Genomic DNA, 22,171 nt, shown 5'->3' on the forward strand with positions numbered 1-22,171 from the left:
GCACTCTAACAAAAAATAACGCGCCGCTGTAGGGCATGATACGGAAAATGAGTAATTTTGCATCAGCTTAAAGGTAAACAACATTTCACAGAGTCATGATAAAAGCACTGTTTTTCGATATAGACGGAACACTCGTGAGCTTCACCACACACGCCATACCGCAGTCAACGGTGAAGGCTCTCACACGCGCCAGAGAGAAAGGCATAAAGATATTCATCTCCACCGGACGGCCTATGCCGTTCATCAACAACCTCGGAGCGATAAGCCACCTTATAGACGGATATATCACCACCAACGGAGCATGCTGCACCATCGGCGACAGGACTGTAAGGCTCACACCTATAGCCCGCCCTGACACGGACAGACTGCTGGAGTTTGTAAGGAACGAGCGCACCGGGTGCGTGGTGATGTGCAACGAGGGCACGGCAATGCTCAACAAGACACCCGACACAGACCATGTGCTGTACGACATTCTTAACATAAGATATGACGACATGGCTATGCCGCTCGACGAAATACTGCAACGTCCGGTGTTGCAGATAACACCGTTCATCACCCGCGAACAGGAGAGCGCGCTCATGCATCAGCTCCCTGACTGCGCCTCAACACGATGGTATCCCGCCTTCTGCGACATAACGTCACGCCTTGCCGACAAGAGCCGCGGACTGGAGGCTGTGGCGGAGGCTGCCGGCATAGGCATAGAGGAGACGATGGCTTTCGGAGACGGGGGCAACGACATACCCATAATAAAACGCGCCGGCACGGGCATAGCCATGGGCAACGCCCTCGACAACGTGAAGGATGTGGCTGACTACGTCACCGACCACATCGACAACGACGGCATAGCCAAGGCTCTCGAGCACTTCGGAGTGACCGCCTGACAATGACGGTGTAAACGGACAGTGGGCAAACCGGGCACCACCAAATGTTAAAAGACACCCCTGCCAAAGCGTCTGATACACCCTGAAGTTTTCTCACGGGTGCATTGCGGCGCGAAAAAAGCATTTTTCCAACCTGCCGCGCAACACACTGACAATCAGCGGAAAACACAAAAACGTGCCACACCGGGGCTGAAACAGTCTCGCGGAAGAGCCCGTTCTGTCGTGCCGGACGGGCTCTTCCGCATGACAGAAGAGGCATTATCACATCTCCAAAAAGTCTTTCCGGCAACGCTGAAAAGGCTGAAACGGCAATTTTCCGAGCATTAAAAACCATACATAGACCATGTTCCGGCAGTTCAGGAGGGCATGAATGGGGGTAGAAAACAGGGCACTCACACCTGCTGCGACATGCCGGAAGGATGCGGAAAGTGTTAAACCGCACCGGAGTTTTCGTTAATAATTGTTTACACCGGAGAATAAGGCACGATTTATGCATCCGCATCTTCACAAGCGACATGCCCTGCCACATGCAGGAAACGCACTTCCGCCGCATCCCGACATACTGACAAAGAGAAGCCGGCAACCGTTATTTTTCGTCATTTTTTTCGTTTTTTACAACGATAATTTGTAAGTTTGCAAATACAAACACACTTTGTACGGCATGCCCGTACAGAGGCTGAACACGCACACCGGACAATCAAAAAGAAAGATAAAGACAGGAATGTGCGACAGAATGGAGGATAAACGGAGTTCCACCTTATCCCATACCGCATGACTACAACTTACATTATATAAAGAAAAAACATATTTTAGACAATAACACAAAATGGACATTACCGAACGATTTTTAAACTACACCAGATTCGACACGCAGTCGAGCGAAGAATCGGACAGCGTGCCAAGTACGTCAAAACAGCTTGTTTTTGCCGAATATCTCAAAAAAGAACTCGAGGACGAAGGCTTCAGCGATGTGGAGATGGACGAGAAGGGCTACATCTACGCTACTCTGAAATCGAACTCCAAGAAGAATATACCGACAATAGGATTCATCTCACACTATGACACAAGCCCCGACTGCAGCGGCAAGAACGTCAATCCGCGTATCATAAGAAACTACGACGGAGGAGACATTGTGCTGTCTGAAGGCATCATTTCCTCACCGGCGAAATTCCCGGAACTGCTTCAGCATAAGGGCGAGGACATCATCGTGACCGACGGCTACACCCTGCTGGGGGCTGACGACAAGGCGGGAATAGCCGAGATAGTGCAAGCCATGTGCTGGCTGCGCGACCATGACGAGATAGAGCACGGCGACATCCGTGTGGGATTCAACCCTGATGAGGAAATCGGAATGGGCGCCCACCACTTCGATGTGGAGAAATTCGGATGCGAATGGGCATACACCATGGACGGCGGAGACCTCGGAAACCTGGAGTACGAGAACTTCAACGCCGCGTCGGCTAAGATACACATAAAGGGCATAAGCGTGCACCCGGGCTATGCGAAGGACAAGATGGTGAACGCCAACAGGCTGGCGGCGGAGTTCGCGTCGATGCTGCCGGAGGACGAGACTCCCGAGACCACAGAGGCTTATGAGGGCTTCTACCACCTTCTGGGCATACAGGCAAACATAGAGAACGCTACGCTACATTACATCATACGCGACCACGACCGCGAGCGTTTTGAGGACCGCAAGGACTTCATCGAGGACTGCGTGAGGCGCATGAACGACAAGTACGGCAACGGAACGGTGACGGCAGAGCTGAAGGACCAGTACTACAACATGAAGGAGAAGATAGACCCCAACATGCATGTCATAGACATCGTGCTGAAAGCCATGCAGGACTGCGGCGTGCCGCCAAAGGTGGAGCCGATACGCGGAGGCACCGACGGCGCGCAGCTGTCGTTCAAGGGACTGCCCTGCCCCAACATCTTCGCAGGCGGTGTGAACTTCCACGGTCCGTATGAGTTTGTGAGCATACAGGTGATGGAGAAAGCCATGCAGGTGATAGTGAGGATATGCGAACTCACGGCACAGTATAACGACTGAGCCACTGCATGAGAGACACAAGGCACGGCGCATGGACATCCGCTACGACTGTCCATGCGCCGGTGCATATACAGACACTTATCAGGGAACAACAATGGCAGAGACACCTAATTTCATATCCGACCTCGCGCTGATACTTATAGTGGCAGGCGCGGTCACAATACTGTTCAAGAAACTCAGACAGCCGCTCGTGCTCGGCTATGTGGTGGCGGGATTCATCGTCAGTCCGCACATGCCGTACACCATGTCGGTCATCGACAGTTCGAGCGTAGGCACGTGGGCGGACATCGGAGTGATGTTCCTGCTCTTCTCACTCGGGCTCGACTTCTCGTTCAAGAAGATAATGAAGATGGGCGCGTCGCCCGTCATCTCCACGTGCACCATTATCTTCTGCATGATGACGCTGGGCATCATCGTGGGGCACTCGTTCGGATGGAAACGCATGGACTGCATCTTCCTCGGCGGAATGCTGGCAATGAGCTCCACCACAATAATATATAAGGCATTCAACGACATGGGTCTAAGGCAGCAGAAATTCACCGGTTCGGTGATGAGCGTGCTCATTCTCGAGGACATACTGGCTATTGTCATGATGGTGATGCTGTCGGCTATAGCCGTCGGGAGCGGCGCCGACGGAGAACAGATGGTGGGCAGCATAGCCAAGATAGTGTTCTTCCTCATCCTCTGGTTTGTGGTGGGCATAGCCTTGGTGCCGCTGTTCCTGAGGTCGGTGCGCAGGCTCGTCAACGACGAGACGCTCCTCATCGTGTCGCTCGGGCTGTGCTGTCTGATGGCTGTGCTGTCCACAAAGGTGGGCTTCAGCAGCGCTTTCGGAGCGTTCGTGATGGGTTCCATCATATCGGAGACCATCGAGGCGGACAAGATAGAACGGCTTGTCTCACCGGTGAAGGATCTCTTCGGCGCGATATTCTTCGTGTCGGTGGGCATGCTTGTCGACCCCGCGATACTCGTGGAGTATGCCCTCCCGATAGTGGTGCTCGTCATAACTATACTCGTTGGGCAGGCTGTCTTCGGCACACTCGGGTTCATGCTCGGCGGACAGTCGCTCAAGTCGGCTATGCGTTGCGGATTCTCCATGGCTCAGATAGGCGAGTTCTCGTTCATCATAGCCTCTCTTGGACTCTCGCTCGGAGTGACAGGGCACTTCCTGTATCCTGTGGTTGTGGCGGTGTCGGTCATAACCACGTTCCTCACTCCTTACATGATAAAGCTGTCGGTGCCGTGCTATGGCTACGTGGAACGCCATCTGCCTGAAAACCTGATAAACACTCTCAACAACATATCCATGAACAACGCGCCAGCACAGGAGAGCAAATGGAAGAGGCTCATCACGCAGATGGCATTCAACACACTTGTCTATTCCATCCTGTCCACGGCGTGCATAGTGCTCATGTTCACGTTTTTCCTGCCGTTCATAAGAAAGGTCATGCCCGGCATGCACTGGTGGGCGAACGGCATCTGCGGCTTGCTGACGGTGTTCGTCATATCGCCTTTCCTCAGGGCTATGATAATGAAGAAGAACCACAGCAAGGAGTTCGTGGCTCTGTGGCATGAGAACCGCATGAACAGGTTTCCTCTCATATTCACCATCATCGTGAGAGCCGTCATAGCGATAGCATTCCTTTTCTATATATGCAACTATCTGTCGCGCTTCACCAACGCCCTGATGATAAGCCTGGCAACGGCAATGGTGATGCTCATGGTGGTGTCGAGAAGGCTGAAGAAGCGTAGCATAAGGATGGAGAAGATGTTCGTGCAGAATCTCAGGTCGCGCGAGATAGAGGCACAGGTGCTCGGAATGAGAAAGCCGCTGTATGAGGGAAGACTGCTCGACAGGGACGTGCACATAAGCGACATCGACGTGCCAGCCGACACGGCATGGGCTGGCAAATCGCTGCGCGAGCTCGGACTGAGCAACCTTTACGGTGTGCACGTGAGCAGCATCCTGCGCGGACACAGACGCATAAACATCCCTGGAGGAGACGACAAGGTGTTTCCCGGCGACCGGCTGCAGGTGATTGGAAGCGACGAACAGCTCACAGCGTTCAGCAAAGCGGTGAGCGGCAACGTGGCGGAGGCTGACCCTGACGTGGAAAAAAGGGAGATGCACCTCAGGCAGATTGTGATAGACAAGAACGGAAGATTCAGCGGCAGAACGCTCGGAGAGAGTGGCATAAGAGACAAATACAACTGCATGGTGGTAGGAATAGAGGAAGGAAAGGAGAATCTTTCGGCTGTGAACGCATCCTATAGATTCCGTCCCGATGACATAGTTTGGATTGTAGGCGAGGCTCCCGACCTCGAGGCAGTGGTCAAACAGAACCATACCGCCGTCGCAGACAGACAACAGCAGCCATAAGCCCCAACCCCATAACAATAAAGCCTCACCTCTTCAGGTGGGGCTTTTTGCATCATATGATTTATAGGTAGTGCCTTAATTCCGAATCGGTCTTTATACTCCGGTCTGATTATGCGTTAATGTCGAGTGGATTGCTTGCCGTTTCGACGAGGCGAAGCGGGCTATGCCGGGACGGAACGGTAAGTAAGACGCCGACAGAAACGCATAAGCAGACCAGAGAGAATGTGGAATAATAAATTATTCAAATATATGCGTTCTAATGACCGATTGGGGTTAATACCACTGCACTGCGTTGCTGTAACCGCTGCGCTTGTCGTATTTGAGCGCGTCGGTGAGCGTCGCGGCGTTGCAGCGGAACGTGAAGTTGTAGCTCGTGTAAGGCGCAAGAACCACCGAACAGCTCATGTTGAAGCAGTGGAGGTCGCGCTGGAGCGACGCTGTTGTCATTGATATGTCCTTGCGCTCGAAGTCGTAACCGCTGGAGAAACTGATGTTCCATCCGTCGCTGATGCGTATGTTGCCGCTGCAGTTGAGCGTCTGCGTGAACTTGTAAGGGTAGCGCATGCTCTTGGTGTTGAACTTTCCGGCTGTGTTCTCGCTCATTGTTATACCATAGCCGAAGGTGAGCGACCATGGCATGGAGAACTTCATGTAGCCGTCCTCATCGGTAAGTGCCTTGCCGCCGCCCGATTTCTTTTTAGCCCCGCGCTGCCCTTCTATCATGTCGTCATCGACGTTGCTCTCAATGTCGGTGTCTATTCCTTCTTTCTCCTCGTCCTGTTCGTCACCTTCGTCATCGCCTCCGCCGAACCACTTCTTAAGCTTTTCCGGTGTGAGGGTGAACGATATGTTCTGTGACGTTCCGCGGAAACGGCCGAACCGCCCCTTGCTCCACTCCGTATGGTTTCCAACATACGGTCTGCCGTTGGCGTCGAGCTCATAGGCGTATGTGGCGAATACGGCGGTCATGTTGAAGGTGTAGTTTTTCCACCATTTGAGCCTTATGCGCATGGTAAGGTCGCTCCACGGCTGCACCTTCGCCGCCATATTGTAGCGCAGGTTTGCGCCGAGCTCGTCGATGATGCTTATCTTCTTCATGCCGGTGGAGTCCTTGTCCGACTTTATTTTCATCTCTATGTTGTTGGAGACATCAAACGTGACGCTTCCCGTCTTACCCTTTCCCGGCACACCGTAGAGCCCGTTGCTGAACGGTGAATACTCCACAAGCGACACATTTCCGTCCGCATCGGTCTTCTGATAGGTTTCCCAATAACCGTAGCGCGAGGCTCCGAAGTCCGGCGCATAACTGAAACTTACCGACGGAGTGATGACGTGGCGTATAGCCTGAATCTTGTCTCCGAATATCTTGCGGTTAGGAACCCAGAAACCGTAAAGCTTCGTTGACAGTCCGACACTGAGATTCCAGTTATACACATTATAGAATCCGTATGTGGTATCTGCCACCTCTGTCTGTCGCTCCATGTCCCATGAGCGCATTATCTTGTTGGTGTACATGCGGTCGGTGAAGCTGAACGACGGGGTGACATTGAGATAATTGAACAGCGTGAAATTGCCGCTGATGGGTATTGAATGGTTGAAGCCGTTGCGCCAGTCCTTTATAAGGTTCGACTTCATTATCATGTCTTCCTTCGTATTAATGGAGTTGGAGAGCTGTCCGGTGTAGCTCATCGATATCTTCTCATACCATCGTTCCTTGCCCACGGCGTTCTTGCGCTTGAACGGATAGAACCGGCTGAGCGATATGTTCAGGTCGGGCAGCGTCACGGCAATTGTCGAGTCGACCATGTTCTGCGACAGGTTGGCTGTGGAACTTAAAGAAAGTCCGATGCTTGAGAACGTTGTGCTCCAGCTCACCGACGACGTTCTGGTAGACTGGGTGAGCGTCTGCGGATTGTAAAGACTGCTGAGATTGTTGCGCTCATAGCTCGATGTGGCGAAGTTGACACTCGCGGAGAGCGAGCTGAAAGGGTTCGACTTGGCGTCCTGACGGTGGTTCCACTGTATCTTGAAACTCTCCTGCCGTCCGTAGTCCGGCATTCCTTTTTCTCCCGTACGGGTGTCCTGATAGCTGAAAAAGAAGCTTCCGCTGTACTTGTAGCGGTTGTTGTAGTTGCTCGCGGCAGAGACTCCCCATGAGCCTTTGGTGTAAATCTCTCCCAGAAGTTTAAGGTCCCACTTGTCGCCCATGGCAAAATAATAGCCGCCATCGCGCAGATAGAATCCCCGGTCGCTCTCATCTCCGTACGTAGGCATGATGAATCCGCTCGAATAACTCTTGGTGAAAGGAAAGAAACCGTAAGGTATGGCAAGCGGAAGCGGTACGTCTGCCACCACAAGATAGGCTGGTCCGAACGTCACATCCTTCCCGGGACGCACCTTGGCACGCGACAACGCGATGTAGAAATCAGGATGCGGGGCATCGCAAGTCGTGTAACGGCCGTGCTGAAGATACACATCACCGTTGGCACTGCGCTTCGACAGCTCGCTGCGAAGGAATCCGTCCTGCTGTTCAGTGTACACGTTGCTTATAAGACCTTTCTTCGTCTTGAAGTTGAAAGCCATAGTGTCGCTCTCGTAAGAATCCGCTCCCATGGTGAATACCGGTGTTCCCGTGAGCTTCAGTCCGGTCGTATCAGTCGTATCGCGCACACCTGTAGCATGCACAAGACTGCTGTCGATATTCATGTAAATCTTCTCGCTGGCGAGGTCCATGTTCTCGTATTTGACATTGGATTGTCCGTACAGATAAGCCGTTTTTGACGTCGCGTCATACACAAGCGAATCATCGGCACTGTACTGCACGGGCGAGTTGATGCCCTCAGACTTCTGCCGGTTGAGCGAGTCGAGCCTTATCGAGTCATCGATTGCCTTGTTGTGATGATAGATGGCAAGTTCGAGCGAGTCCATTCTGGTGGTATCCACAACGACATTGCCCAACGAATCACGCATGATAGAATCGCTTTGCACCACCGAATCGCTTACCACCGGAGCCTTTTCCTTCCTGTTCTGAAAGATTGGTATATTCGTATCTGCCATCACAAACATGATGGCAAAAAGCAGAAGGGCTATGATTGACTTTGTCCTCATTCAACCTGCAAAGTTACGTAATATATAAAGAACATGCGTGTTATTTCGTTATTTTAACGTTATTCGAACATTTCCACCCAACGGCGGAAACGTGCAAGTCCTGCCTCTCCGAATGCGGAGATGCTTTTCTCTGCCTGTGCTATCGTCTTCTCGCGCTCAAGATGCGACTTGGAATAGAACTTGTCGGCATAGCATATCACCTGTTCCTCAAGTGTTTCGGGAAGGAAATCGGTGTGCGGAAGAGGCATGTTGCGCGCGCATATCTCCTCTGACGACAACCCCGCTCCGGTGTGACGCTCACACACCCTCGCGTGTCTCGGAAAGCCTTCCGCACGGAGCATCGCTGCCCCGAGTATGCCGTGGCGGATGTAAGGCTCGTCTCCGAAGCAGCAGATGTCAGGCGCGTCACAGCGTATTATGCCTATGTCGTGCAGCATTGCCGCCTCGGCAATGAAGTCGCGGTCGAGCTTCAGCTCCGGATGTAAAGAAACAATCTGTAACGCACGATGCGTTACAGATTGACTATGTGTTAAAAGTATTTCCCTGAGTCTGCCTTCACGGGGATAATACTTGTCTATTATGGTTTTCCAATCCATGAAATATGTTTTACTCGTGAGCACGCTCGATATAGGCAACCACGTCGCCCTTGTTTATCTTCGAGCCCTGTTTCGCGCCTATCTCCACAAGTTTTCCGCCCATAGCGGCAGGCACTTCGACGAATTCGCCCCACGGAGCCTGGATGTAGCAGAACACGTCTCCCTCCTTATATTCCTTTCCTATGTAAGGCTCTACGGACGGTGCGCACTCGCCTTCTCCGTTGAACTCCCAGAACACCTGTCCTCTCACAGGAGCCACAACGGCGTCAGCCTTCGCATGCTTGAATGCCGAGAGCTGTTCCGGAGTGAGCTGGCTGCCGAGCTTGGCGTCCTTTGCCTTCTGCAGGTCTGCAAGGAAATTCTTCTTAGCCTGACCGCTCTTGTAGTTGCGGTACTGCTCCGGATGCATCGCAAGTTCGAACAGTTCCTCGTCGTCCTTGCCGTAGTCCCATCCGTTCTCGTCCATTTCCTTCTTGAATTCGTCAAGGTTGTTAGGAATGAGCGTGTGCGGGTCGGCGTCCGTAAACTCACGTCCCTGCGCCTTGGCAAGCTCAACCAGCTCCGGATCAATGGTTCCGGGAATCTTTCCGCTCTTACCGAGAATCATGCCCCACATTGCGTCGTCCATCATGACAAAGCGTCCCTTGCCCTGCTCGAGAGTAAGAAGGTTCATGAGAGCGATGTTCTTCACATACTGTGAGAACGGTGTCACGAGTGGCGGATATCCCACGCGCGGCCATACATAAGCCACCTCATCGAACAGTTTGACGAGCATATCGTCCATAGAGAGTTCCTCCTCGCCCTTCTTCTTACGTATGTTGTTGATGGTGGAACGTATTCCTCCAAGATCCGCCATCATGCTTCCCATCATTCCGCCGGGCAGTCCGCATCCGAGCAGAAGTGAAGACATGACCTTGTTCTGCGGGTTGATGAAATAGCCGAGCCATTCGTCTATGAACTCCTGAGTGAGCGAGCGGGCCTTCATGTAAGCGTTCATGTTGATTTCAGGAACGTCGAATCCCTCGTTCTTCAGCATGCTCTGGACTGAGATGATGTCCGGATGAACCTTACCCCATGACAGCGGCTCCATAGCGGTATCGATGATGTCGGCACCGTTCTTGCACACTTCAAGGATGGAAGCCATTGAAAGTCCCGGTCCGGAATGGCCGTGATACTCGATGATGATATCAGGATGCTTGTCCTTGATAGCCTTCGTAAGCTGTCCCAACATCGCCGGCTGTCCTATTCCAGCCATGTCCTTCAGGCACACTTCCTTTGCTCCGGCGGCAATCACCTTGTCGGCTATGTCGCAATAGTATTCAACAGTGTGAACCGGAGAATTGGTGATACAGAGAGTAGCCTGCGGCGTCATGCCTGCCTCTGCTGCCCATTTGATGCTCGGGATAATGTTTCTCACGTCGTTCAGTCCGCAGAATATGCGGGTGATATCCACACCCTGCGCGTGCTTCACCTTATACATAAGCTGGCGCACATCGTCAGGTACTGTGTACATGCGAAGCGCGTTCAGACCGCGGTCGAGCATGTGAGTCTTGATGCCGACCTCATTGAACGGCTTGCAGAAAGCCCTCACTGCATCATTCGGATTCTCGCCTGCGAGAAGATTGACCTGCTCGAAGGCACCGCCGTTTGTCTCGACACGGGCAAAGCATCCCATATCGATGATTACCGGAGCTATGCGCTCCAACTGGTCTTTACGCGGCTGGAACTTCCCGGAAGACTGCCACATGTCCCGGTATAAGAGACTGAACTGGATTTTCTTTTTCATATCTTGTATGTTTCTGATTTTTAACTTCGTTCTCTATTTCAAACATGCAAAAATAGACAAAAAATTCCAAATAAGCGAGCATATGCGCTTTTTTTACTTATTTTGACTACTTTCCGATTATGTCATATTCCCTCGGGAGGAGCGCTCCCGACACCAGAAAAGGCGGCGGCACATCAGAATCCGAATCCCAGATTGATGTAGAAATAAACGCCTCGCGTGCGGTTGGACCATCCCAGAGAGCCTCCGAGCGGTCCGAACATGCTGTTGTAATAATAGGCAAGCTGGCATCCCGCCGTGAGAGGCTCGCGCAACAGGTCTGCCGGTTTGTGCGATATGCACGCCGCGGCAAGCTTTAACAGCACATAGTTATTGGTGGCTATGCGCTGGTATGCGGACAGCTGCATCGCCACGAACTGGTTGTCTATATGCTCGGCATGCCCCATTCCGGCAAACGGCATCTGCTGTTCCACATAACTGCCGAATCTGTCTCCGCCTATGATGTTGGCACTGCAAAGCGGTATGGTGCCTCCGAAGAGCATGCGTCCGTACAGCATAGGCTGCAGTGTGAAGCGTCTCGTAAGAGGCAGAGCCGTGCGCCATGACGCGCTCAGTATGCTGTATCCGCGCGAGCCGCCATAACCCACGAAGTTGTCGGTGTTGTAGCTGTAGGTGGCGTTGAAGCGTGAGCCGCGTGTGGGGAAATGCCATTTGTTCTCGGAATTATATCTCACTCCAGCATAATAAGATATGAAATGACCTCCGTCCACCACGGTTTCCACCTGCTCGTTCTCGACGTTCGACAGCATGGTGGTGTAGTCGTAATAATCCCATCGCATGCCGATGTCGAGACTGAAGTTGCGTATGTTGAAATTGAAAGGCGACAGTATTGCCGAGTGTCTGTTGTATGTTATGTTGAAATCGCGGTCACCTTTATAATAAAGGTTGAGGTCGTCGTGGCGGAAGATGTACGACAGCCGCATGCGTCCCGCCTTTATCGGGTCGTAGATAAAGTCGGCACGGCCCATTATGCGCTTGCCAAGCCGCAGCGTGAGTTCGGTCGTCAGAGGTGAGCCGGAGGGCGTAAGCGAACCGTTTATCTGCAGTGCCACAATCTCTTCGGTGTCGAAGCGCACCCCCAGTCCTGCCATGAGCCTCCCCTCCCGTCTCACAGTCTGTGTGCCTGACAACGTGTCGGGAAGCATCGCTGCGGGATGGAGACTTGGTCTCCCGGGCACGAATGTGCTGTCTATCCCTATTTCCTTCTTCACCTCCATGAGCCTGTCCCACTGTCTCATTGCCGCCTCCTCGCCCCGTCTCATCAGCGTGTCGATGGCGGCGGCGGTGAAGCTGGCTGACGAGTATCCTTTTGTGTTGACACATACGGGCACGTCTGTCATAGCCAGATTCTCGTCATACTTGTTCTTACAGTTTATGTTAACAATCTGAAGCAGCACGTCCGACGTACTCTTCAGGTCGTATGCCTCCTTCAGGTCTTCCTGCACCGTTACTCCTATCACCACGTCCGCGCCCATCTGTCTGGCTATGTCGACAGGGAAATTGTTGCGCAGTCCGCCGTCCACAAGCACCATGCTGTCTTTCCTCACCGGCGAGAACACTCCCGGTATAGCCATGCTCGAGCGCATCGCCTCAGACAGCACGCCGCCGCGCATCACATATTCGGAATTGTCCACGATGTCTGTCGCCACACACGCGAAAGGAATGGGCAGCCGGTTGAAGTCAATGGAATCGTGATAGCCGGCGGTGAGTCTGTCGAACAGCTTCTCAAGATTCCTGCCCTCAATCATTCCGCCCGACTTCGTTGATATCCTGTTTCTGTCGAGCATGAACGTCTTCGACAGGAAATAGGTGTTCTGCCTCTCGCGGTTGTCGAGCAGCGGACTGTGAGCCTCCAGCTTGTCGGTGAGCAGAAACGACCAGTCCTGCACGCTCACCATAGAGTCGAGCCTGTGGGCGTCGTAGCCTATGGCGTAGAGTCCGCCCACTATCGCTCCCATCGATGTTCCGGTGATGATGTCTATCGGTATGCCCGCTTTCTCTATCACGCGCAGCGCACCTATGTGCGCCATGCCCTTGGCACCGCCTCCCGACAGCACCACAGCCACCTTCTTGCGGTGGCTGCCGTCGGAAGCGAGCGCACTGCCCTGGCACAGCAGCATCACCGCAGCCATGCCAATGAGAACATATCTCCGGAATATCTTTACCATACGTCAGCTGTTATGTATCATTGCCTTGCCTCAGACATGGGCGGCATGCCATCCGTCCATATCGTGCATGAAAAGCCGCTGTTCGGCAAGCCTCTCATATCTGGTGCCCTTGCGTCCGTAGTTGGCATAGGGATAGATGCTTATGCCTCCGCGCGGAGTGAACAGTCCGGTCACCTCTATGTATTTTGGATCCATGAGTCTGATGAGGTCTTTCATGATGATGTTCACGCAGTCCTCATGGAAGTCTCCGTGATTGCGGAAGCTGAAGAGATAGAGCTTCAGACTCTTGCTCTCCACCATTCTCACGCCGGGTATGTAGGCGATGCGTATCTCGGCGAAGTCGGGCTGACCCGTTATTGGGCACAGCGACGTGAACTCCGGGCAGTTGAACCTCACCCAATAGTCGTTGTCCGGGTGCTTGTTGGCAAACGTCTCCAGCACTTCCGGCGCATAGTCGTCGGCATATCTTGTCTTCGCTCCGAGAGACTTCAGTCCCTCGTCCTTTCTGTTTTCACTGTTGTTGCTCATATGTTGAATATCCTCCATACACTGTAGTTGATTCCTTCGTCATAAACATCGGTGTGCTCGTGAGCCTTCGTCATGCCCACCACCCTCACCGTGACGGGCAGCACCATTATCTCGTAAAGCGTCTTGAGCACCACCTGCGAGATGATGAGCGACGGCATCTCAGCCAACGGCACCACTCCGGAGAGGGCGAGCGGAAAGAATATCAGCGAGTCGGCAGTCTCACCGAACACCGTGCTGAGCACCGCGCGCAGCGAGAAATGACGCCCTCCGTGAGCCACCTTCATGCGGCTCATGACGTATGCGTTGATGAACGAACCGACAAGAAACGCCACGAACGAAGCCGCCGCGATGCGCGGAGCAAGACCGAACACGGCGTGGAATCCGGCGTCGTTGTCCCAGTAGGGCGCGCCGGGAATGGCGTCGGCAAGCGCGCCGAACATCACGAACATGAAGTTCATGGCAAAGCCCAGCCATATGAGCAGCCGCGCCTTGGCATATCCCCACACCTCACACACGCAGTCGTTTATGATGTAAGACACGGGAAACACGAGCAAGCCGCCTGTGATGTTTACCGGTCCGAAGGATATCTGCTTTGTCTCAAGCACGTTTGCCGTAATAAGACAAACGCAGAAGAGCGTGCTGAAAAGCATGAACAGCACACTCACTGTCTTCCTGTTTATGTCCATATTCTTGTTTTTTAAGAGGTTTGTCAAGCACTCTGAATACAAATTCAACGGCAAAGTTACATATTTTTAATTGATTAATTACCGCATTACGGAATAAAATATATATATTTGCGACCGGTTAATTTTTATTATTTTAAATTATAATCATTATGAAGAATACCATCATCACAGCCGCACTCGCGCTATGCAGCATGCCGCTCATGGCACAGACAGGCGGCGGAGACACAGCCTACGACATAAAAGGCACATGCCCGGCAGACATCGCCAAGGTATACATAATAGACCTCATGAAGGGCGTGAAAGACAGTACGGAGACGAAAAACGGAGCGTTCGAGATAAAGGGAACCGACAAGAAGGACGCCTTCCTCGGCATCGCAGGAAAAGGAAAGTCAAGCTACATCGTCTTCATAAACGACGGAAAGCCGCTGAGCGCGGACCTTGCCACAATGACGCTCAAAGGCTCTGAGCTCAACAACAAGCTCAACGCATACGACCGCCAGCTCGATGCCATCAACAGCGAGGCAAGAAAATACGTGGAGCAATTCAACGAGGCGCAGAAGAGCGGCAAGTCGGAAGCCGAGCTGAAGGCTCTCGCCGATGAGCTGACAAACAAATACCTGAATCCTATAATGGAACGGTCAACAGCACTCACAAAGCAGATAGTGCGCGAGAACACCGACAACATCATCCCGGCGGCGTTCATCAACAACATAGTGTACGACTGTGAACTGCCTGAGCTCAAAGAACTGCTCAATCCGGAATATGCCTACACCAAACACCCAATGGCGGCACACGCGAAGGCATACATGGCTGAGCTCGAGAAGAAGATGGCTATCATCGGAACGCAGTTCAAGGACCTCGAGATGAAGGGAACTGACGGAAAGACGCACAAGCTGAGCGAATATTGCGGCAAGGGAAACTATGTCCTGATAGACTTCTGGGCAAGCTGGTGCGGACCGTGCCGTGCGGAGATGCCCAACGTGAAAGCCAACTATGAGAAGTATCATCCCAAAGGTTTCGAGATTGTGGGACTTTCGTTCGACAATAAGGAGGACGCATGGAAGAAGGGAATGGCAGACCTCGGCATGACGTGGACCAACCTCTCCGACCTGCAGGGATGGAACTCCATCGCGGCAAAGACTTACAACATACGCTCCATACCGTCGAGCCTGCTCGTAGACCCGCAGGGAAAGATTGTGGGACTCGACCTCAGAGGCGAACAGCTGGGCAACAAACTGAAGGAGATTTACGGCTTCTGACACATGTCGGCTGACTGAAGGCCTACGCCTTGCCAGATGCTGTCTTAGCATCGGGCAAGGCGTTTTTCATTACAGGCGTAAGAGCGTGCGACCAGCTGAAGCCGTTATCAGCACGGCATTATGACACTCCGCGGAACACACCGCTGACTGGATTACGGACCGGACATCAGTCCGCCATAACTGCCTTTCACCATATTCACAGGCTTTCCCTACCTATTTCTCACCGCTGCCGTCATCATGTTTCGAGCCCTTGTCGTATGCGGCGCGCCACATCTCAGGCAAAATCTGGAGCACGTCTGCCAGATACCGGCACGGGACACGGATGAAGCCGGATGACCGTTAAGTGTCAATGAACCGACAGCCGCCAAAAACGCATGTTTATGCAATGGCTGTCGCATAAACATACACATCATGTCCTGTCAACCCGCTGAGAACAGCTTATTTCCAGCCGGAAGTGATATGGATGGCAAATACGGCAGTTTTGACGGTTTCATACAAGTATCTGACAGTCAGCCGATTGACTGTCTTTATTCATCGGAAAGGATTTCATTGTGGCGCGGAACGGGCTTTTCCGCACCGCGAAACGGTACGTTTCGTGACATAACACAGCATGTTCCGCACCATAACAAAGCCCGTTCCGCACAACAATAAAAGCCGTTTTCCTCATTAATATCCACATCCCTACCCTGCAAAACACCCGCAAAGAACGGATACCACCGCTTTTTCCATTCATATTTTAAGGCTGCGACACACGTCCGTTTCCCTGTTTCGCAATTTTATTCTGTCAAAAATTTTTACTGCGTAAAGTGTATATTTATACATCAGAAAGAATGGATTTATAACTCAGAGTGGATATAATGATGATTCAGAGTGGATATAATTGCGGTTCGTATGGAATATAATGACCTGAATAACACTATTGCATACAGCATCACATCAACGATACTCCGTCACGGCACAATACCCGACGACACCGCATACTTCCTAAGTAGAGACGAAAAATCTTGCGTCTCACAAGCAACAATGCGCCATTTATTGGGATGATGAAATACCTGCCATTGCCGCGTTTTTTGCTCGGGAGACGCAAAATCTTGCGTCTCTACTGGGGAGGATGCGCCATTTATTGAGGCAATGAAATGCCTGTCGTTGCCGCGTTTTTCTACTCGGGAGACGCAAAATCTTGCGTCTCTACTGGCTGACGCCCCAAATACATGACACTGGAAAAACACACGCAATACACCATACTGCCGTTCCCTGTCCGGCATAAAACAAAAAAAATCCCCGGACGCGGACGTCCGGGGACAGCATTTAACGCTATAACATTATGTTTTTTGCCAACCTTTATAATATAACTCTTATATGATTACTCCACTGTAATCTGTCTGCTGATTTTGTGCTCCTCCTTCTTTATCTTGGGAAGTTCCACTGTGAGCACTCCGTCGGCTACTCCCGCCTTAATCTTCTCCTTGTCTACATCGTCCGGAAGGATAAGAGTCTGCTCGAACTTAGAGTAGGCGAACTCGCGGCGCAGATAGTGAGCCTTCTTGTCCTCTTCGCGCTCCTCACGCTTGTTCTCCATCTTTATGGTGAGGTCACCCTCATCGTTTATGTGAACCATGAAGTCTTCCTTGCGCATTCCCGGAGCGGCAAGCTCTACTATGTAGCTGTCTTGTGTCTCCTTGACGTTGATGGCTGGAGCCGTGGCGTTGGTCTTTGGTGAGTTGACAAACAAGTCGTTGAACACTTCTGGTAACCATGAATTTCTGTAAACTGGCATCATAATCAATACCTCCTTATTATTTTTTTAGTTGTTTGTTTTCTTGTTATGCCTTTGTTTAAAGGCTTCACCCATATATATACAACTAACGTACCAAGAGGTGATTTATGACACATTGTCGTACAGATGTGCCATCCTGTCACACCAGCGTCATCTGTTCCACTTCTCCACGAAAGCTTTCACACGTCCGGTGTACTCCTTCTTGTGGTCGCGGTAGGACACGGCATGCGCGCTGCCCGGAGCTATCCACAACGACTTGGGCTGCGGTTTTGCCTCATAGCACGGGTAAACCATCTCCGTAGGCACAAAGTCGTCCTTGCCTCCGTGTATGAATAGCATGGGCTTATGGCTGTTCTTCAACTGTCTCACCGGCGACGCCTCACCGAAGCTCCATCCGTACTTCAGCTTGCAAAGCATGCTCGACACATACAGCAAAGGAAACTCGTGAAGGTCGAAACGCTTCTTCATCTCGTGTGCGAACTCGTCCCACGCACTGGTGTATCCGCAGTCTTCCACGAAGCACTTCACATAACCGGGCGTCCGCTCACCGGCGATGTTCATCGTGGTGGCGGCACCCATTGACACTCCGTGCACCACCATGCGCGACTCGCATCCGTCCTGCCGGAACATCCTTTCAGCCACACCCATCCAGTGCATCACGTCGAGCCGGTCTTTCCATCCCATCTGTATGTCGTCTCCGTCGCTCAGTCCGTGACCGTGAAGGTCGGGCAACAGAATGTTATAACCCATCACCTTATTATATATATAAGCTATGTGGAGCATCCCGGTGGAACGGTCCTTATAGCCGTGAACCACAACGGCGGTGCGTCCGCGAGCACTGTCGGAGCGCGCGAAGATGGCATGTGCCCTCTCGCCGTCGGGCATCACGATGAACGTGTCGCGCAGTATGCCGTTGTGTCTGAGGCTGTCGAGCCATGGGAGTGTCTCGGGATAGTTCTTCATTACATATGCATAGCTTTTCTTTTTTGACCTGTCTGCGTTGGACAGGGCATAGTCGAGCATGTAGAAGCCCGAACCTATCATGACCGCGAAGAGCGTTGACGCCACTATCACAGCCGACCATAACAGTTTCTTTTTCATATCGTCAGTCGTTTGATTGTTTCTTTTATGTTCTCGCGAGCTGTGTCGGGGCGCATGGCATATGCCGTGTCCATGTCAGCGGGCGTCACAGCCTCCACCCGCGCAAAACCGGCTTCGAGCAGACAGGAGACGTCTGCCACACTTCCGGCTATGAGCCATACGGGCACGCCTGCCGCACGTGCACGCGACAGGACACTGCCGGGCAGCTTGCCCATGAGTGTCTGGCGGTCGGCGCGCCCCTCACCGGTTATGACGCACGTGGCGTCATGGAGCATGCCGTCGAAGCCTGCCATGTCGAGCATAAGGTCGGCTCCGCCGCGCACCGTAGCACCGAGATACTGCATGAAGGCATATCCGAGTCCGCCTGCCGCACCCGCACCCGGCTCGCACGAGCGGTCGAACCCGAAGTGGCGGGCTGAAAAACCGGCAAACCGGCGGGCGCGTCCGTCGAGCAAGTCCACATCGTCAGGCGTAGCTCCTTTCTGCGGTCCGTAGACACAGGCTGCGCCTTCAGGACCGTAAAGCGGATTGCGCACATCGCAGGCAATGGTGAACCGGCACTGTCCGAGAACACTGCGGAGCGCGTTGTCGAATGTTCCTCCGTCGGCAAAGGCGTCTGTTAGGGCGCGCAGCATACCCGTTCCGGCATCACTGACGGCACTGCCGCCCAGTCCCACCACAATGTTGCGGCATCCGCGCCTCACGGCATCGGCGACAAGCTCGCCCACTCCATAGGACGTGGCTCTCACCGGACTGCGCAGCTCAGGCTCTATCAGGGTGAGTCCGCATGAGGCGGCTGACTCGATGTAGGCAGTGCCTCCGGCATCTGTCACATATCCGGCTGTGACGGGACGCATCATCGCGTCGTGCACCAAAACCGCATGCCGGCTTCCTCCTGCCGCGCTCATTACGGCATCGAGCATTCCTTCCCCGCCGTCCGACACCGTCAGTCTCGACACCTCAACGTCCGGCACGGCATCACGGAGAGCCTCCTCCGCCGCCGCTCCGGCTTCGCATGAGGACAGGCATCCTTTGAAAGAGTCGATTGCAAGAACATATTTCATATCATGAATATTATATTTATGTAAATATCAATGCAATAAAACAAGTATCTGACAAAGATACGTATTGATTGCGACTTTTAGCGTGAAAAAGGCATAAAAAAGGCACGCGGCGGACAAAATAACGCTTCATGGTGTGAAAAACATGGGATGCATGCGTTCAGAACGCATGCATCCCGGTATATCGTATGGCTGGCATCTTAAGATGTCTCAGCCGGAAACGCACCGCTGAAAGGATTATTCCTCCTTGCGGTCGTCTATATTGTCACCCTCGGTAGGAGCCAGTGCTTCCTTGAAGTCAGTTATACCGTTCTTCACAAGGAGGTTGTACCACTGTATAAGTTTCTTGATGTCACCGTCGTGCACACGGTCGCGGTCGTAGTTGGGAAGCACCTCCGCGAAGAAGGCATGCAGCTCTTCCTTGGAGCATTTTTTATAGTTGAGCCCGCACTCTTTCTTCTCTTCCTTTTCGCCAAGGCTCTCAAGCACCTGCCACAGGGGCACGTCATCGCTGTCGGTATACATCGCTATGTCGGCGAGACTCGTCACACGGTCTGACGCGAACGCCGGCATACGGTGGCGAGCCTCATCAAGAGATTCAACAATAAGATTCATTTTTCCACGCGAAACCAGACGGTAAAGACCCGGTTTGCCTGCGATTGAAAGAATTGTTTCCATTTTTATAATCTTTTGTTTATTTTGTTTATTATGGTGTTAATCTGTAAATCTATGTCATGAAAGCCGTCGTTGACTATCTCGAAATCGCTGCGTGAGACGACCTCATGCTGCGGCAGCTGGCGTCCTATCCATTCGAGTGCCTGCCCGCGCGTTATGCCGTCGCGTGTCATTATGCGCTTTATGCGCAGCTCGACGGGAGCAGTGACACACACGACAAAGTCGAAAGGCACCCGCTTGTAGAATCCGCTGTCGAAGAGAATGGCACTCTCAAGCCACTCGGTGGATGAGGACAGATAGTCGGCGGCGACGGCTGGATGCACTATATCGGCAACGGCACTGTTGTTGGCATCGCTCGCAAGGAGAAACGCGGCAAGCACCTGTTTCTGCAGCACACCGTCTTCATACACCGCGTCGCCTACAAGCCGGCGGAGCGCGTCGCGCAGTTCGGGCGATGTGCGCATCAGTCTTTTGGCGGCGGCGTCACAGTCGTAGACATCAATGCCACGGTTGTTGAGCGACCGGCACACAAAAGACTTGCCGGCACCTATGCCTCCTGTTATCGCTATTCTCATTTTTCAGTATTCTGTTTTCGGTGTCATCACAACGTCAGAAGCGCAATGCCGTTCCGCGCAGACCGCCTTTATGCAGCCTGACGGCCCGTACAACGGTCCTGTCGCGGACAAATGTCTCTACTGCTGTTCAACCAGATAGTCCACCTGATTTATCTCAAGCTGTGCGTTACGCACCATGTAAGGACTCTTTACCAGATGTAGCTCGCACTTGTCTGAAGTCTGTTTCGTCACTTCATTATAATCCACCACAACTACAAACTGATCGGCTTTCACCGTGCGGAACATGCTTGCGCCTACAATGAACTTCACGCTGACATGCGACGGGAATGTGCGCAGCACTTTCCCTTCAGGCAGATTGATGGCTCTGATAGGTACAGATACCCTCTCCTCGGTGAGAATGTCGGGATACAGTCCGATGCGTACTGTGGACGGGACACACTTCACTCCCTGCATTCTGGCTATCGGAACTTCTCTTATGACGGTGTCTTCAAAGTTGACAATGCGTATCGGCTCTGTTTTCACATAGCGTATGCTGTCGAGCATTTTCTTGCTCGCATACACTGTGACCTTATCAGGCCAGAAACGCATTGACGCCAGATAGTATGACTTTCCGGGCGTAACAGAACCGTCCATACGCACAGGAACCGTCTTGGAAGCGCCGAAATTGAAGTAAAAATCAAGTTTGTCGGGATTGACAGACAATATCTTCGACGAGCCCATAAGCTGCTGATATACAAGCTTCTGAATATCAGCCGGAGGCACAAGTCCGTATCCTGTCTGCTTGTTGGCGTATGCTCCGAAATTTATCCTTACCGGACGTATGCGCCTGCTGTACATGTATGTTACAAGCGTGAAGCCTTTATCACGCACCGTAACCTTGACTGTGGAGTCCATCTCCGTGGTAAGCACCACATTCTTCGGGACATTGGTGAGCGACATCGGCACCGTTATCTCACGCTCATAGGTCTCGTTGAGAGCCATCATAAGCCAGAAAATGGCACTGAGAGCAAGAAAAAACAAAAAAATCAGAAACTCCTTGTTCAAGAATCCGAACAAGAAGTTCCTGATGTTTTTATAGTCGTGCGACAACCGCTCCATCCCTTAATCGTTCAAGCTATCATATGTTATAGCGAATGCGCAACGTCACGCATTAGGCATCTGTGAACTGGGATCGGCGAAAACGTAACCCTTGTCTACTGTCACGACAACACCGCGTGATATCTCGACATCAACGGTGTTGGCGGTCAGATCCACACGTTTTACTGTCCCGAATATTCCTCCGCCGGTAACAACCTTTGCTCCCTCGGCAAGAGAATTCTGGAACTTGCGTATCTCTTTCTGTTTCTTCTGCTGTGGACGTATCATGAAAAGCCACATGATAACGAAGATTGCCACCATCATTACCAACATGCCCAAGCCTCCGCCCTGAGCTCCTGCTGCCTGAGCAGCCAATACCATTGTATTCATCTTTTATAGTCTTAGT

Annotated in this window: 17 protein-coding genes; 4 read left to right on the forward strand and 13 right to left on the reverse strand. The window is 52.4% G+C overall.

What is annotated here, in order from left to right:
• The first annotated feature begins 95 nt into the window (after nucleotides 1–95).
• The 3 genes from BN4609_RS06690 (at nucleotide 96) to BN4609_RS06700 (ending at nucleotide 5,311) form a co-directional block, all read left to right on the forward strand.
• Nucleotides 96–881, forward strand: a complete 786-nt coding sequence (locus BN4609_RS06690; protein WP_068855789.1) for a Cof-type HAD-IIB family hydrolase — start codon at nucleotides 96–98, stop codon at nucleotides 879–881.
• An 826-nt stretch (nucleotides 882–1,707) separates the two neighbouring features.
• Nucleotides 1,708–2,931: a peptidase T gene (pepT, locus tag BN4609_RS06695; protein ID WP_068855790.1), complete on the forward strand. Its 1,224-nt coding sequence runs from the start codon at nucleotides 1,708–1,710 to the stop codon at nucleotides 2,929–2,931.
• Nucleotides 2,932–3,025: 94 nt separating this feature from the next.
• Entirely contained in the window at nucleotides 3,026–5,311 is a 2,286-nt protein-coding gene (locus BN4609_RS06700; protein ID WP_068856352.1) for a cation:proton antiporter, read from the forward strand.
• A gap of 273 nt (nucleotides 5,312–5,584) precedes the next feature.
• On the opposite strand, the gene BN4609_RS06705 is transcribed toward BN4609_RS06700, so the two are convergent.
• The 6 genes from BN4609_RS06705 to BN4609_RS06730 form a co-directional block, all read right to left on the reverse strand.
• A complete protein-coding gene (locus BN4609_RS06705; RefSeq protein WP_068855791.1) occupies nucleotides 5,585–8,419 on the reverse strand; it encodes a putative LPS assembly protein LptD in 2,835 nt (944 codons plus the stop codon).
• 59 nt (nucleotides 8,420–8,478) lie between these two features.
• Nucleotides 8,479–9,015: an HDIG domain-containing metalloprotein gene (locus BN4609_RS06710; protein ID WP_068855792.1), complete on the reverse strand. Its 537-nt coding sequence runs from the start codon at nucleotides 9,013–9,015 to the stop codon at nucleotides 8,479–8,481.
• Nucleotides 9,016–9,025: 10 nt separating this feature from the next.
• On the reverse strand, nucleotides 9,026–10,801 hold the full coding sequence (locus tag BN4609_RS06715) for a hydroxymethylglutaryl-CoA lyase-like TIM-barrel protein (RefSeq protein WP_068855793.1): 1,776 nt from the start codon (nucleotides 10,799–10,801) through the stop codon (nucleotides 9,026–9,028).
• A gap of 173 nt (nucleotides 10,802–10,974) precedes the next feature.
• Nucleotides 10,975–12,990 carry a patatin-like phospholipase family protein gene (locus BN4609_RS06720; RefSeq protein ID WP_438501684.1) on the reverse strand — a complete coding sequence of 672 codons (2,016 nt, stop codon included), beginning with the start codon at nucleotides 12,988–12,990 and terminating at the stop codon, nucleotides 10,975–10,977.
• A gap of 66 nt (nucleotides 12,991–13,056) precedes the next feature.
• Nucleotides 13,057–13,554 carry a preQ(1) synthase gene (gene queF / locus BN4609_RS06725; RefSeq protein ID WP_021993915.1) on the reverse strand — a complete coding sequence of 166 codons (498 nt, stop codon included), beginning with the start codon at nucleotides 13,552–13,554 and terminating at the stop codon, nucleotides 13,057–13,059.
• Complete coding sequence (locus BN4609_RS06730) at nucleotides 13,551–14,240, reverse strand: queuosine precursor transporter (protein ID WP_068855795.1); 690 nt, start codon at nucleotides 14,238–14,240, stop codon at nucleotides 13,551–13,553. The genes queF and BN4609_RS06730 overlap by 4 nt, the downstream gene beginning before the upstream one ends.
• A 149-nt stretch (nucleotides 14,241–14,389) precedes the next feature.
• Between BN4609_RS06730 and BN4609_RS06735 the strand changes: the two genes are divergently transcribed.
• Nucleotides 14,390–15,499, forward strand: coding sequence for a TlpA disulfide reductase family protein (locus BN4609_RS06735; protein WP_068855796.1), 1,110 nt, complete (start codon nucleotides 14,390–14,392; stop codon nucleotides 15,497–15,499).
• A gap of 1,363 nt (nucleotides 15,500–16,862) precedes the next feature.
• Here BN4609_RS06735 and BN4609_RS06740 read toward each other — a convergent pair.
• The 7 genes from BN4609_RS06740 to yajC all read right to left on the reverse strand — a co-directional run bounded on the left by BN4609_RS06740 (nucleotide 16,863) and on the right by yajC (nucleotide 22,155).
• On the reverse strand, nucleotides 16,863–17,279 hold the full coding sequence (locus tag BN4609_RS06740; RefSeq protein ID WP_021992288.1) for an Hsp20/alpha crystallin family protein: 417 nt from the start codon (nucleotides 17,277–17,279) through the stop codon (nucleotides 16,863–16,865).
• A 147-nt stretch (nucleotides 17,280–17,426) separates the two neighbouring features.
• A complete protein-coding gene (locus tag BN4609_RS06745; protein WP_068855797.1) occupies nucleotides 17,427–18,377 on the reverse strand; it encodes an alpha/beta hydrolase in 951 nt (316 codons plus the stop codon).
• A complete protein-coding gene (locus BN4609_RS06750; protein WP_068855798.1) occupies nucleotides 18,374–19,441 on the reverse strand; it encodes a glycerate kinase family protein in 1,068 nt (355 codons plus the stop codon). The genes BN4609_RS06745 and BN4609_RS06750 overlap by 4 nt, the downstream gene beginning before the upstream one ends.
• A gap of 234 nt (nucleotides 19,442–19,675) precedes the next feature.
• On the reverse strand, nucleotides 19,676–20,116 hold the full coding sequence (locus tag BN4609_RS06755) for a DUF5606 family protein (protein WP_021992285.1): 441 nt from the start codon (nucleotides 20,114–20,116) through the stop codon (nucleotides 19,676–19,678).
• A gap of 2 nt (nucleotides 20,117–20,118) precedes the next feature.
• Nucleotides 20,119–20,688 carry a dephospho-CoA kinase gene (locus tag BN4609_RS06760; RefSeq protein ID WP_068855799.1) on the reverse strand — a complete coding sequence of 190 codons (570 nt, stop codon included), beginning with the start codon at nucleotides 20,686–20,688 and terminating at the stop codon, nucleotides 20,119–20,121.
• Nucleotides 20,689–20,805: 117 nt separating this feature from the next.
• Nucleotides 20,806–21,786, reverse strand: a complete 981-nt coding sequence (locus BN4609_RS06765; protein ID WP_068855800.1) for a CdaR family protein — start codon at nucleotides 21,784–21,786, stop codon at nucleotides 20,806–20,808.
• Nucleotides 21,787–21,831: 45 nt separating this feature from the next.
• The gene (yajC, locus tag BN4609_RS06770) at nucleotides 21,832–22,155 is read right to left on the reverse strand and encodes a preprotein translocase subunit YajC (protein WP_068855801.1); all 324 of its coding nucleotides are present in this window, start codon (nucleotides 22,153–22,155) and stop codon (nucleotides 21,832–21,834) included.
• Nucleotides 22,156–22,171: the final 16 nt, after the last annotated feature.

Source organism: Leyella lascolaii (genome assembly GCF_900079775.1).
Classification (GTDB): domain Bacteria; phylum Bacteroidota; class Bacteroidia; order Bacteroidales; family Bacteroidaceae; genus Prevotella; species Prevotella lascolaii.